At 47.4% G+C, this 13,797-nt stretch carries 9 protein-coding genes and 1 pseudogene; 7 read left to right on the top strand and 3 right to left on the bottom strand.

The window, feature by feature from the left end; genetic code table 11:
• The first annotated feature begins 251 nt into the window (after window positions 1-251).
• On the top strand, window positions 252-2,669 hold the full coding sequence (locus UNITIG_RS07850; protein ID WP_101757877.1) for a TonB-dependent receptor: 2,418 nt from the start codon (window positions 252-254) through the stop codon (window positions 2,667-2,669).
• A 122-nt stretch (window positions 2,670-2,791) separates the two neighbouring features.
• Entirely contained in the window at window positions 2,792-4,780 is a 1,989-nt protein-coding gene (locus tag UNITIG_RS07845) for a tetratricopeptide repeat-containing sulfotransferase family protein (protein WP_101757876.1), read from the top strand.
• 154 nt (window positions 4,781-4,934) lie between these two features.
• Here the strand turns inward: UNITIG_RS07845 and priA are convergent, their stop codons facing one another.
• On the bottom strand, window positions 4,935-5,999 hold the full coding sequence (priA, locus tag UNITIG_RS24185) for a primosomal protein N' (protein ID WP_235015432.1): 1,065 nt from the start codon (window positions 5,997-5,999) through the stop codon (window positions 4,935-4,937).
• Window positions 5,944-7,107: a DEAD/DEAH box helicase gene (locus UNITIG_RS24180; protein WP_235015310.1), complete on the bottom strand. Its 1,164-nt coding sequence runs from the start codon at window positions 7,105-7,107 to the stop codon at window positions 5,944-5,946. Before UNITIG_RS24180 ends, priA begins: the two co-directional genes overlap by 56 nt.
• Window positions 7,108-7,404: 297 nt before the next feature.
• On the opposite strand from UNITIG_RS24180, the gene rpmE reads away from it, so the two are divergent.
• The 4 genes from rpmE (at window position 7,405) to UNITIG_RS07820 (ending at window position 11,109) form a co-directional block, all read left to right on the top strand.
• Window positions 7,405-7,620 carry a 50S ribosomal protein L31 gene (gene rpmE, locus UNITIG_RS07835; protein ID WP_101757875.1) on the top strand — a complete coding sequence of 72 codons (216 nt, stop codon included), beginning with the start codon at window positions 7,405-7,407 and terminating at the stop codon, window positions 7,618-7,620.
• Between the two features lie 134 nt (window positions 7,621-7,754).
• Window positions 7,755-8,534, top strand: coding sequence for a thermonuclease family protein (locus tag UNITIG_RS07830; protein ID WP_101757874.1), 780 nt, complete (start codon window positions 7,755-7,757; stop codon window positions 8,532-8,534).
• A 239-nt stretch (window positions 8,535-8,773) separates the two neighbouring features.
• Window positions 8,774-10,036, top strand: coding sequence for a malic enzyme-like NAD(P)-binding protein (locus UNITIG_RS07825; protein WP_101759221.1), 1,263 nt, complete (start codon window positions 8,774-8,776; stop codon window positions 10,034-10,036).
• Between the two features lie 95 nt (window positions 10,037-10,131).
• Window positions 10,132-11,109: a phosphotransferase gene (locus UNITIG_RS07820; RefSeq protein WP_101757873.1), complete on the top strand. Its 978-nt coding sequence runs from the start codon at window positions 10,132-10,134 to the stop codon at window positions 11,107-11,109.
• 87 nt (window positions 11,110-11,196) lie between these two features.
• On the opposite strand, the gene UNITIG_RS07815 is transcribed toward UNITIG_RS07820, so the two are convergent.
• On the bottom strand, window positions 11,197-11,946 hold the full coding sequence (locus UNITIG_RS07815; protein ID WP_235015309.1) for a hydroxymethylglutaryl-CoA lyase: 750 nt from the start codon (window positions 11,944-11,946) through the stop codon (window positions 11,197-11,199).
• A gap of 394 nt (window positions 11,947-12,340) precedes the next feature.
• Here UNITIG_RS07815 and UNITIG_RS25510 point away from each other — a divergent pair.
• Window positions 12,341-13,482, top strand: a pseudogene (locus UNITIG_RS25510) (CaiB/BaiF CoA transferase family protein).
• The last annotated feature ends 315 nt before the right edge of the window (window positions 13,483-13,797 follow it).

The following is a 13,797-nucleotide window of genomic DNA, read 5'->3' as shown; positions in this document are numbered from 1 at the left end:
TTGATGTCTTTGTGAGTTGTTGGATTTAGTGGCTGTTTTATGGAGTATTTATTTAGTGTTCATTGTAATACTAATTTTATTATTTCCCTTAATTGTTGAATTTAATAGAAATTGTCTTGTTGTTTGGGCTTTTGTGGTAATAAAATGATTACAGGTATAAATATTATAGGTGTTATAAAATAATAAACTAAATAGATTGGCTAAGCAGCACCTATACCAATAACACATTCGAAAAATATTGAGGGAGAGCCATGTTTCAACGTAAAGCACTGGCTGGCGCCATTGTTGCGGCCAGTATCAGCACGTTATCTGTTGCGCAAATTGAAGAAGTAATTGTCACGGCCACCAAGCGGTCGGCCAGCGCCCAGGATATTCCTGTAGCAATTCAGGCTCTGGGGCAAGAATCGCTGAAGGATCTCAATGTGGGTAACTTCGATGATGTTGTACGTAACTTTCCAAACTTGACTGCGGGTAGTCGAGGTCCGGGTCAGGCGACTATGTATATCCGCGGTATGGCAGTTGAGCCAATTACTGTGATGCTGTCCGGGGCCCAAGGCACAACACCTAATGTTGCATTGTATCTCGATGAGCAGCCTGTGACGGCGCCTGGTCGCAATCTCGATATTTACGCCTCTGATATAGCGCGCGTTGAAGTTTTGGCCGGCCCTCAGGGCACACTATTTGGTGCCAGTTCTCAGGCTGGCACCGTACGGCTTATTACTAATAAGCCTCGAATCGGTGAGTTCGGTGCTGGTGTTAAAGCCGGTATTGCTGACACTAACGAAGGTGAAATGAGTAATTCTGTTGAGGGCTATATTAATATTCCCGTGAATGACTCGCTGGCATTCCGGGCGGCGGTTTATAATGTTCGCCGAGGTGGTTATATCGATAATGTTGCTGGTGAATTTACCACTGATCCCGCTATTAATCCTGATTCTAATGTGGGCATTAGTGCCGCAAGTTACGATAGTGCTGCTAACACCTTGCTGGTAGAAGATGACTTCAATGACAGCTATTACACTGGCTACCGTCTTGGTGCCAAAATGGTATTGAATGAAGATTGGGATTTGTTGTTGCAATACTCATCGCAAGAACTGGGTTCTGATGGTGTTTTTGATTACGACCCGGAAGTGGGTGATTTGGAGGTGCAGCGCTACTTCCCCGATGAGTTGACCGATGAATTTGAGCAGACGTCCTGGACACTACAGGGCAGGTTGGATGCGTTGGAGATAGTTTATACCGGTGCCTATCTTGAGCGTGAAATCGACCAAAAGATTGACTACACCGGTTACAACAATGCGGGTGGCTTTGTAGCTTATTACACCTGTACTTATGATAACCCAGCGTATATTACCAACTATGGCATTGATCCCAGCACGATTACCCCGGGAGGCAGAGAGTGTCGTGACCCGGTTAAAGGATTTATTGGGCATCAGGATCACAGCCGTCAGACCCATGAGTTTCGCATTAATACACCGCAGGATAAGTCGCTACGGTTAACTGCAGGTATTTATTATGACGATTTCGAGGTAGAAACGCAGGATGACTATTACTATGCAGCGACACCGGAGTTAGGCTTTGCACCTAATGCGCCAATCTCTTACTCGCGCAGCATTAACGATTCGACCCGGCCTGTGGGTATTGCCTTTTTCAATGACATTACCCGCACTGAAGAGCAAATTGCTGTATTTGGTGAGTTGTCTTACGACCTTACTAATCAGCTGACGGCAACGATCGGCGCTCGTTACTATGAGTTGGAATCCGATTACTACGGTTCTTCCAATTTTGCCGATGGTATTTTTCAGGGGTCGGTAAATACCGATCGCGGTCGTGACTATGACTCATCTGGTGGCCACAGCACTGATCCGTTAGAGTTTGATGATGTGATTCCTAAATTCACCCTGACTTATATGATGAATCAAGACACCATGGTGTACGGTACCTACTCGGAAGGTTATCGCCCGGGTGGTTTTAACCGTGGTGGGGGGCTGGCTTCTACTAATCCAGCCTTCCCGACAGTTAGCACTACTTACGACACCGATGACGTTGTTAACTATGAGTTTGGTTGGAAAACCACACTGGCGGGCGGCAATGTACAGTTTAACGGTAGTACCTATTTTATCGAGTGGACCGATATGCAGGTGTCCCGTTTTGATCCTGAAAATGTTTCCATACTCACCTTTATCGAAAATGCTGCAGACTCGGAAATTTTTGGTATTGAGATGGACGCTGTTTGGGTCGCTAGTCAAAATTTAACGTTGTTTGCAGCTTTGTCCTATAACGATACCGAGATTACTGAGATTAAAGGGCAGGCTGTTGAAATCGCTCCAGAAGGCAGCCGTTTACCACTAACACCAGAGTTTCAGGGTAATGTTAGAGCGCGTTATGAGTGGTCGTTAAATGGCTATGATGCTTATTGGCAATTGGCGGTACAGCATGCAGGTAGTAGTTACAGCTCTATCGTTGAGGAAGAGCGCAGGGAACAGGACGGTTATACGACGTCGGATGCAGCTATCGGGCTTAACAAAGACAATTGGAATGTAGAGTTCTTTGTTGAAAACCTGAGCGATGAGCGCGCCGAATTATTTATCAATAACCAGGATGATATTGAGCGTATTACTACTAATCGTCCGCGCACAATGGGTATGAGATTTTCATACGACTATTAAATCAACGGGTTGTATTATACCGTTGGTATTAAAAACACGGGCTGGACCTTTTGGTTCCGCCCGTGTTTTTATATAAGCGTTATAAATTCCTATAAAAGTATTTCTTTAATTCGATCTTAACTATGACTGATATCGATACCGCTTTAGCTCAGATCAAACAGCAGCTTAATGACAAACAATACGATCAGGCATTGCTTAATATTACGCCGCAACTGGTGCAGTACCCCGAGCATGCTGAACTATGGTATTTGAAGTCGGTTTGCCAGCGTTATCTCAAGTTAAGTGATGCCGCCATAGAGAGTTTACAAACCTTGTTAGCATTGCAACCTGAATACGGGCGCGCATTTCAGGAATTGGGGCATAACTTTAGTGCGTTGTCCCGTATGCAAGATGCCGCTGAGGCATATCAGCAAGCTGTACAGCGCAATAATGCCCTGCCGGCTAGTTGGCGTGGTTTGGCTGTTGCGCTCAAGCAGCTGGGGCAGGAACAAGAAGCTGCTGCAGCGCTTAATCAATTTCAGTACCTCAATAAGCAAGCCCCGATTTTGCTTAGCATTGCTAGTATGCGTAATGAAGGCAGACTTTATAAAGCTGAGCGTCTGTGCCGCGATTTCCTTCAGCAGCACCCCCATGATCCAAGTGCGATGCGCTTGCTCGGTCTTATTGGTATGGATTTGGGGGTTCTGGATGATGCCGATTTTGTGCTGGAAAGTTGTTTGGAACTTCATCCCGATTTTGATCAGGCGCGGATTGATTTTATTACCGTTTTGCAAAAAAGACAGCAATTTAAGCGCGCGATGGAGCAGGCCAATATTCTGCTGGATAAGCAACCGAATAATATCACCGCATTGACCGCCGGTGGGAATGCCGCGATGTCGATTGGTGATCTGGAGTTGGCGCTGACCCTGTTTGATCGGGCTTTATTAATTAATGCAAATTTGCAAGGTGTTCAACTGGCCAAGGGTCATGCCTTAAAAACGGCAGGAGACACCAGCGGTGCTGTTGATTGTTATCGTAAAGCTTATGAAATACAGAGTGACTTTGGTGATGCTTATTGGTCCCTGGCAAATTTGAAAACTTACCGTTTTAGTGACGGTGAAATCAAAATCATGAAAAATCAGTTGGAAGTTCCCACCATTAGTTTGGTAGATCGCTATTCGATCTGTTTTGCGTTGGCAAAATCGTTGGAAGATAGCGGCGATTATAGTCAGTCATTTCATTACTATCAGCGTGGAAATCAATTAAAGAAGCAGCAGATTGACTACAGTGCAGAAAATAATAAACGCGATACCCAGCTGCAAATTCAGGTCTGCACTAAAAATTTATTTACAGTCGCTAGAGGCTATGAAGATAAAGCACCAATTTTTATTGTTGGTCTGCCGCGCGCAGGTTCTACGTTGTTGGAGCAAATTCTTTCTTCTCACTCGATGGTGGAAGGTACGCTGGAATTACCCAATATTCCTGCGATGGCGCACAAACTTAACGGGCGCCGTCGCCGTGATGAAGAGCCTAAGTACCCTGGCGTACTGGCTGAGCTGACGCCTGAGCAATGCTTGAAATTGGGCCGGCAATATATTGAAGAAACGCGGATTCATCGAACCGATACTCCCTTTTTTATCGACAAGATGCCCAATAATTTTCGTCATATTGGTTTGATAAAAACCATACTTCCCAACGCAAAAATTATCGATGCTCGACGTCACCCCTTAGCCTGTTGTTTTAGCGCCTTCAAGCAATTGTTTGCCGAGGGGCAGTTATTTAGTTATTCGTTGGACGACCTTGCCGGATACTACATTGACTATACCCAGCTAATGACACATTGGGATGATGTGTTCCCCGGTGCTATTCACAGGGTTTTTTATGAGCAGGTTGTTGATGATTTAGAGTTGGAGGTCAGGCGGCTGCTTGAATATTGCCAGCTACCTTTCGAGCCCCAGTGTTTAGAGTTTCATAAAACCCGGCGCGCTGTGCGTACTGCCAGTGCTGAGCAGGTACGCCAGCCCTTGTACCGTGGTGGCATTGATCAATGGCAGAATTTTGCAGAACAACTTGACCCTTTGGTAGTCAGGTTGGCTGACGTTTTGAGTCATTATCCTTGTGTTGATAAGTGAGCGTTCTTTCTCAGTACGTTTAATCTAAAAATTTAATCCAGTGGCTCTGGGTCCGTATTCATCAATTGCGGTATTTAGGAGCAATGCTGGCTAGCCGTTGGTTACTCAAGTGGACTTGCGACGTTGCCCCTCTGGCAGCTTGATGGTTGCCGGCTTAAAACATATCGGCTGGGTCGACATCGATTGACCAGCGTACCTTGCCATTAAGTGGGTGTTGTTCGGCTTGCTGGCATAGCTGATGGAGAGCTTGATGCAGGCCTTTACGCTGCTCTGCACGAATTAGTAATTGGACGCGATAGCGCCCGGCTTTGCGCGTCATGGGTGCTGGCAGCGGACCGAAAAACTGGCAGTTTCTGGCACTGGACTGCTGACGTAAATCAGCGAGTAATGTCTCTGGCTGTTGCAGGTTATTGGCCTCGGCGCGGACCATGGCGATATGGGAAAAGGGAGGCAATTGCTGTGCTTGTCGTTCCGCCAGTAACTGCCGTGCAAAGTGGCCATAGCCCTGATGGATCAGTTGATTGAGCAGGGGGTTTTCCGGTTGATGGGTTTGGATCAGCACGGTGCCTGCTTTGGCCTCGCGCCCAGCGCGCCCAGCCACTTGTATTAATAGCTGGCCCATTTTTTCTGCGCCGCGAAAATCAGCGCTGAATAAACCGCCGTCGGCATCTAACACTGCCACTAAGGTGACGTCGGCAAAGTGGTGGCCTTTGGCGAGCATTTGAGTGCCGACTAAAATGCAGGGTTCCCCTTTATGGATTTCAGTGGTGAGTTGTTGCATCGCTAATTTGCGGCTGGTGGTATCGCGATCTACCCGGTGAATCGTGGTGTTGGGAAACAGCCGTTGCAAGGCTTGTTCACTGCGCTCGGTGCCGGAGCCATGAAAGTCCAGCTGCCCGCTGTGACAGTTGGGACATTGCCGGGGCAATGTTGTTTGGCTTTCACAGTGATGGCAACGCAGCATCCGCTGTTTAAAATGTACGGTCATGCGGGCATCGCAATGTTGGCATTGGGCGACGTAGCCGCAGTCATGGCACATCATCATCGGTGAAAAGCCACGCCGGTTGATGAATACCAATACCTGATTACCTAGGCTGATTTGCTGCTGAATCGCTTGCAGTAGCGGCGGGCTAAAGCCTTCATCCAGCGGTGCGTGACGGATATCAATTAAGCCAAATTGAGGCGCCGCTGCACCGGTAGCCCGCTGGCTTAAATGCAGATGTTGATAGCGCCCTGAAGGGCATTGTTAAGTGTTTCCAGACTGGGGTGGCGGAGCCCAGCACGATGGTACAGAGCTCATCGGCGGCGCGCTTGATGGCTATGTCGCGGGCAGAGTAACGAAAACCGTCTTGCTGTTTGAAAGAACTGTCGTGTTCTTCATCGATAATAATCAGGCCCAAAGTCGCCAGCGGGGTAAATACGGCTGAGCGGGTGCCGATGACGATACCGGCTTCCCCGGAGTTGGCAGCCTGCCAGGCGAGCAAGCGTTCGCGATCGGTGAGGCCTGAATGTATTAGCGCTATAGTACAGGTGAAGCGGCTTTGAAAGCGGCTGAGGGTTTGCGGGGTTAGACCGATTTCCGGAATCAGTACCAGCGCTTGCTTACCCTGTTTTAAGCAGTGTTCAATGAGTTGTAAATACACTTCGGTTTTACCACTGCCGGTTACGCCTTCTAATAAAAAACTGTGAAAGCCCTGACAGGCATTGATCGTCGAGACGGCTTGTTGTTGCTCATGATTAAGGCTTAGTGGCGCTGTTAGTAATAATTCTTCAGGCCGGGTTTTATCCGGGCTGACTTCAAAGGTTTCGATTAATTGTTTTTCAATTAGCGTATTGACTACCGCTTTGCTGATGCTGTTGGCGGTGAGGACGCTGGCACTAACGCTGCCGTGCTGTTGCAATAGCTTGAGCAGTAGGGCTTGTTTTGCTGCGCGTTTCAGTGCGCCCTCTGGCAGCCCTTTGCCTTCAGTGCTTAAGCGCCAGCGAGTCTCAGTGATGGCAATCAGGTTTTCGCCTTTGCGTAATAGGCTGGGGATGGCATTAGCCAGTGCATCGCCCACTGGGTGTTGATAGTAGCTGGCGGCCCATAGGCACAGTGTGAGCAATCGCGGTGGCAGAATGGGGGTTGTGTCGAGTATCGCGGTGGCCGCTTTAAGTTGGTGCTCTGGCACATCGGTTTGTTGTTTGATTTCTAGCAGAACCCCTATCAGCTTGCGGTTGCCAAAAGGCGCGGCTACCCGGGTGCCTGGCTGTAATTGGCTAAGCGCTTCAGCAGATAGCCCCTCTGGTGGCAGGTAGTCAAAGCTGCGGCGTAATGGGGTCGGCATGGCCAAACTGAGGAAGGGCATTGAGGTGGCTATTATTCTTCGCTGTAAAAAAGCCAGTGTAGCAAGGTCCGTGTTGGGATGTTAGACGGCTACGCTAAGAGTCTGTGTGGTATTGTGGCTAATCGGGCGAAAGCATTGCAATTCATAGTTGCTCTGGTATGATGCATCGCCTGATTTTTCACCAGTTCCAGTGATGGCTGTGAACTGAATTCAGTACCGTACAAAGCCAGCTGTTTCCACGGAGGAAACCTGAAGGCCGGACTCTGTGGCGGTACACTTAGCGAAGAGAGTACTATCATGAAAGCGGATATCCATCCTAAATACGAAGAAATCACTGCAACCTGTAGTTGTGGCAATGTTATTAAAACCGGTTCTACTTTGTGCTCGGATTTGCACTTGGACGTATGTTCTGCCTGTCACCCGTTCTACACTGGTAAGCAGAAAACGGCTGATACCGGTGGCCGTGTTGATCGCTTTAAGCAGCGTTTTGGTAATCGCAGCAGCAAAAGCTAATCATCCCGCTTGCTATTGTCTAGCTCAACAACGCCCAGCCTATTGGTTGGGCGTTGTTGTATCCGGGCGACACTAATTTGCTTGTCCTTTTCGTCATCAAACTCGTTACTGTTTCTAATTATAGGATTGCCCCTATGTTACTGCGGCTATTGTTATTACTGCCATTGTTTGTGTTTGGTGTATTCGCTCAGGCTTCAGCGTGCAATGCAGTAGGAGAACTTGAGTGGGTTGAGCTTATGACAGTGGTGGATGGGGATACATTGCATCTAACCGATGGTCGCAAATTGCGGGTGTTGGCGATCAATACGCCGGAGTTGGCAAATCGAGGTAAGCCTGCCCAGCCGTTGGCGATAGCGGCACAGAATGCAGTAAAGACTTTTTTTGCCGATCAATCCAAAGTGGGCTTGCAAATAGGTCAACAAAAAAAAGACCATTACGGTCGCTGGTTGGCACATGTTTTTCGTGCGGATGGTAAAAGTCTGGCAGAATATTTGTTGGCACAGGGCTTGGCTTGGCAAGTCGTTGTGCCACCTAATGAGGGTTATTGGCAATGCCTGACGGCGCATGAAGCCAGTGCGCAGCGGCAGGGCATAGGTATTTGGCAGGCTGGCATTTATCCGGCGTTAGATGCGCGCCAATTAACCACAGCGAATAGCGGTTTTCAGCGTGTGCACGGAACGATTCGCGCGATTAATCGCAGTCGTGACAGTTGGTGGTTGCAATTAGATACGTTGGCGATTCGGTTACGGTCTAAAGACCTCAGTCGTTTTAATTTAAATGACCCCAATGACTGGTTAAATAAAACGGTGACTATTCGTGGTTGGGTTGTCGATCGCAGCGCATCTGCTGCGGTTAAAAAAAAGAAATACAGCCCGTTGATGATAAATCTTCAGCATCCAGCAATGCTTAAGTAAAACCCATGACGCTGCTGACTGTTTTATGGCAAGAAAAGAAGCTTGTAGGCCTACTGGCTTTTCTATATTCTGCGCAGCCGCTTAAGCGTTTTTATAACAAAAAAACCCTAAAAAAATAGTGTAAAACTGTAGATTGATATAACAATAGATCTTTTGTTCTTAATACACAGCACAGCCAATCCAGCCGGTTGAAGATGCGAGATGGGTTTAATCAAGATTTAATCAGATGGGACACTGCTATGACTACCGATTTTAAACAACAGGCATTGGATTACCATTCCAAGCCTAAACCAGGAAAAATTTCTGTTGAGTTAAGTACCTCAGCCGAAACTCAAAACGATTTGGCTTTGGCCTATAGTCCAGGTGTCGCAGAACCCGTTAAAGCCATTGCAGAAAATCCCGATGCAGCTTATGACTACACGATCAAAGGCAATTTGGTTGCGGTTATTTCAAATGGTACGGCTATTTTAGGCTTAGGTAATTTGGGTGCGATGGCCAGTAAACCAGTGATGGAAGGTAAAGCTTTATTGTTTAAACGCTTTGCCGGTATAGATTCGATTGATATTGAAGTGGATACAGAAGAACCAAGAGAATTTATTGAAACAGTCGTGCGTATTGCCGACACCTTTGGTGGTATTAATCTGGAAGATATTAAAGCACCAGAATGTTTTGAAATTGAAAATGAATTGATCGACCGCTGTAATGTTCCGGTGTTTCATGACGATCAACATGGCACCGCGATTGTTACCGCAGCGGGTATGTTGAATGCCTTGGAGATTCAGGGAAAAAATCTGGAGACAGCAAAAATAGTGTGTTTGGGTGCGGGTTCAGCTGCGATAGCGTGTATGCGTTTATTGATGCGTTTGGGCGCATTAAATGAAAACCTCACAATGATTGACCGCTTGGGTGTTATCTATAAAGGCCGTGAGGGCGTGACGTCCATTAAAGAACCTTTTGCTCATGAAACCAGTGATCGTACATTGGCTGACGCATTAAAGGGTGCTGATGTATTTGTTGGCTTGTCAGGGGCCAATTTATTGAGTTCCGAATTACTAAGCACGATGGCGCCCAGTCCGATTGTATTTGCCTGTTCAAATCCCGATCCTGAAATCGATCCTGCCTTGGCGAAAGCAACCCGCAGTGATTTAATAATTGCGACTGGACGAAGCGATTATCCCAATCAGGTGAATAATGTTTTGGGCTTTCCGTTTATTTTCCGTGGTGCGTTGGATGTGCGGGCAACAGTGATCAACGAAGAAATGAAAGTGGCAGCGGTTAATGCATTACGTGCCATTGCTAAATTGCCAGTGCCACCATCAGTTTTAACTGCTTGTGAGTTGGATAGTTTGGAATTTGGCCCTGAATATATCATTCCAAAACCGATGGATGGCCGGCTTTTAGGTGATATATCCGCAGCCGTTGCGCAGGCTGCAATTGATACCGGTGTTGCTCGCTTACCGTATCCAGCACATTACCCTATCGAGAGTGTTGATCAGATTTAGTGCTGCTTTTTTATAGCTTGCCGAAAGCCGCGTCAGCGGCTTTTTTGTGGGAGAGATAAATTGAAACTTATGACCAGTGTGAATCGATGTAATTAATGGAACATAACATTTTACAACTCATTGCGCAGGCGACTGCTGCGACGACAGTCGAGCGTAAAGCGCTTATTCAGTCGCTGTGGAGTGGCTATGGAGAAATCGCCCGCTACCAACTCACCGGTGGGGTGGTAGGGTGCCATGTGGTGGTTAAAAGTGTGGTGCCGCCTGTACAGCAACATCATCCTCGTGGTTGGAATACGGATTTATCCCATCAACGCAAGCTGCAATCTTATCAAGTGGAGATGGCTTGGTATAAAAGCTGGGCGTTGCGTTGCGATTATCATTGCCGGGTGCCGGATTGTTATACGGTTGCTGCGTTAGATGAAATTGGTTCGTGTCTGCTGGTGCTTGAAGATATTGATGATGCTGGATTCTCAGTGCGAAAGTCCGAGCTTAATCTGCTTGAGATTAAGTTGTGTTTAAACTGGTTGGCGCATTTTCACAGTCAATTTTTACAGCAAGTGCCTACTGATTTATGGCCAGTCGGTTGTTATTGGCATTTAGCGACACGGCCTGATGAGTTGGCGGCAATGGATAATAGGGAATTGCAGCAGGCTGCATCTGAAATAGATCGTCGTTTGTCTGCGGCGGAATTTAAAACGATTGTTCATGGCGACGCCAAGTTGGATAATTTTTGCTTTGCTGATGATGGCTTATCAGTAGCTGCGGTAGATTTTCAATATGTGGGTGGTGGTTGCGGCATAAAGGATGTCGCGTATTTTTTTAGTAGTTGTTTGGATGAGCAACAGTGTGTGCGCTGGGAGAATGAATTGCTGGATTATTATTTCCAGCAGCTCACTGTAGCTGTTAGCGCAAAAAATGATATTGATACGGGAGCTTTGGAAAAAGAGTGGCGTGAGTTGTATGCTTTTGCCTGGGCTGATTTTTATCGGTTTTTAAATGGTTGGATGCCAGGGCACTGGAAAATTAATCGCTATGTACAAAAACTGACAGCGAAAGTTTTAAAGCAGTTGTAGTTTTTCGGCAAAAAAAGCGATAAAGATTTGTAACTCATGCTGGAATAAACATCGCGACCTTTCTTTATGATTGGCCGCGATTTTAGTTTAGCTAGCGGAGGCTGCTACAAAACCTTTTGGTACGCCAGCATCTGGAATAAAGCCGTACATGGGTTCATCGGGCAGGGCTTGTTGCACCAATGCGCGCACAGCCAGCAATTTATCGATATCGATACCGGTGCGCAACCCCATTGCTTCCAGCATCCACACTAAATCTTCAGTGACGATATTGCCAGAGGCGCCAGGTGCCCAGGGACAGCCGCCGATTCCACCGAGTGACGAATCAACGGTAGTGATACCAATTTCCACAGCAGCTAGCACATTGGCTAAACCCTGGCCGCGGGTGTTATGCAAATGCACGCCAACTAATTTATCTTTGCCGCAGGTGTCCCAAATTCGCTGAGTGATGCGTTTCAGTTGTACCGGGTTGGCGAAACCGGTGGTGTCAGATAAGCCCACTTCGTCGACGCCAAGGGCGATCACTTTTTCCGCGTTGGCAACGACCACATCTTCATCCACGTTGCCCTCTATGGTGCAACCAAAGGCAGTGGATAGGCCGACTTCAAAGGTGGGCCGTTGAGCGGCGGGGATTGTCTGCAGAAACGCCACGCATTTAGCGATCTCTTCCAGCATTTGCGGGTGGGTTTTCTTCACGTTTTTGATGGAGTGGGTTTCGCTTTGTGAGAACGGGATACCGACTTTATGCACACCGGCTTTCACTGCGTTTTCAAGGCCGCGTAAATTGGGTACCAGCGCCGCGATTCGCAGACCGGACAAGGTGCGGGCGTATTGAACCACCTCAAAGGTATCAGCGAGTTGGGTAATACGGACGGTGGGACGAAGGATCCGACTTCGATTTCGGGGACTCCGGCCTCAAATTCGGCCTTGATCCAGGCTTTTTTGGCCTCGGTGGGCATGATTGTTTTAATGCTCTGAAGACCGTCCCGTGGGCCTACTTCACTGATTTCTATATCTATTTTCGACATATGGGTACCTGTTTGTAGCGCAATAGCGGGTAATATTTCGCTTCTTCCTTAACTCATTCTTAACAGAATAACTATAATGTTATATCATAATAACAATAGTACCGTTATATGGCCTCAAGGTCTATTTGGGGCCGGTGAAAAAGGAGAAGTCTGTGGCTGATCATCAGCTGCCGTTGTCAGGCATAAAAGTCGTTGAATTTACGCATATGGTAATGGGCCCAACCGTGGGCGTTATCCTTGCCGATCTGGGTGCGGATGTTATCAAAATTGAGCCCATTCAGGGAGATAATACCCGCCGGCTTAAAGGATCTGGTGCGGGTTACTTTCCTATGTACAACCGCAACAAGAAAAGTCTCTGCGTTGATTTGAAGTCTGAGCAAGGTCATCAATTAGCCGAGCGTTTGGCCGCAAAAGCCGATGTCGTCATTGAGAATTTTCGCCCGGGTGCAATGGATAAGCTTGGTTTTGGCTATGAGCAGTTGAGTGCACTGAACCCACGATTGATTTATTGCTCGCTGAAAGGTTTTTTATCGGGTCCCTATCAACACCGCACCGCGCTGGATGAAGTCACTCAGATGATGGGCGGCTTGGCTTATATGACAGGGTTACCTGATCGACCTATGCGAGCGGGTTCTTCGGTTATTGACATCACTGGCGGTATGTTCGGGGTGATCGGTATTTTAGCGGCACTGGAAGAGCGTCACCGCACCGGCAAAGGCAAAGAGGTAGTAAGTTCACTCTACGAAACCACAGCTTACATGGTAGGCCAGCACATGGCGCAGCAGGCAGTGTCTGGTGAAGAACCCCGCCGATGTCAGTGCGCCGCAGTGCATGGTCGGTATACGATATTTTTTACTCCAAGGATAATGAGCGGGTCTTTGTTGGGGTGGTATCGGATTCCTTGTGGCAGCGCTTTTGTGAACAATTCCAATTGGCCGAGTTTGCTAATGATGAATCATTGAAGCTGAATAATGAGCGTGTTAAACAGCGTGATCGCATTGTTCCAGTCATCACTGAATTGTTTCAGTCGATGAGCAAGCAGGAAATGATGGATCAGTTAGATCAGGCGGGTATTCCTTTTGCGCCAATCAACAAACCTTCCGACCTATTTGATGATGTGCATATGAATGCTGGTGGCCTGGTTAATTTGACCTTGACCGGTGGTGAGCATACCGGTGAAGTGGTCAAATTACCTGCCTTGCCGATCGAGTTTGCGGGTGCCCGTTTTGGTGTGACTCAGGACTTGCCAAGAGAAGGGGAGCACTCGCGACAAGCAGCGCAGATGGCTGGTTATAGCGATGAGGAAATTGAACAGCTGGTGGCGGACGGTATTATTCGGGTCGAATAAATAAGTCTTCAGTCTGATGATAAAAACCACCTTCGGGTGGTTTTTTTATGTCTGGTAGTTTTGGATATATCAAAGGCTGCGGTCGTTTATAGTGCGTGGCTGCTGCCTGTATTTGGTGCACTGCGTTCAATATGCACCCTCTTTATGCACCTTACCAGTGGCAGCGGTGATTTTGGATTTGAGTCCGGCAAAAAACAATTTGTCTTAGCGCTTGCTCTTGGCCGCAAAATCCGCTTTTATAGTGGTCTGTAGAATAAAATGAACATTAGTGTTTGATATTACGCAAGGTTGGCCGTGAAATTGCACTAAGTTAGT

This window comes from Oceanicoccus sp. KOV_DT_Chl, from assembly GCF_900120175.1.
Lineage (GTDB): Bacteria > Pseudomonadota > Gammaproteobacteria > Pseudomonadales > Dasaniaceae > Oceanicoccus.
Note: the sequence above shows the minus strand (reverse complement) of the source record. Positions and strands in the feature narration are given on the sequence as shown.

What these genes read in the sequence shown, in the direction of transcription:
- UNITIG_RS07825 (WP_101759221.1), top strand. Translation starts at nt 8,774, where the DNA reads ATGACTACCGATTTTAAACAACAGGCATTGGATTACCATTCCAAGCCT.
- UNITIG_RS07845 (WP_101757876.1), top strand. Translation starts at nt 2,792, where the DNA reads ATGACTGATATCGATACCGCTTTAGCTCAGATCAAACAGCAGCTTAAT.
- UNITIG_RS07830 (WP_101757874.1), top strand. Translation starts at nt 7,755, where the DNA reads ATGTTACTGCGGCTATTGTTATTACTGCCATTGTTTGTGTTTGGTGTA.
- UNITIG_RS07850 (WP_101757877.1), top strand. Translation starts at nt 252, where the DNA reads ATGTTTCAACGTAAAGCACTGGCTGGCGCCATTGTTGCGGCCAGTATC.
- UNITIG_RS24180 (WP_235015310.1), bottom strand. Translation starts at nt 7,107, where the DNA reads ATGCCGACCCCATTACGCCGCAGCTTTGACTACCTGCCACCAGAGGGG.
- UNITIG_RS07820 (WP_101757873.1), top strand. Translation starts at nt 10,132, where the DNA reads ATGGAACATAACATTTTACAACTCATTGCGCAGGCGACTGCTGCGACG.
- rpmE (WP_101757875.1), top strand. Translation starts at nt 7,405, where the DNA reads ATGAAAGCGGATATCCATCCTAAATACGAAGAAATCACTGCAACCTGT.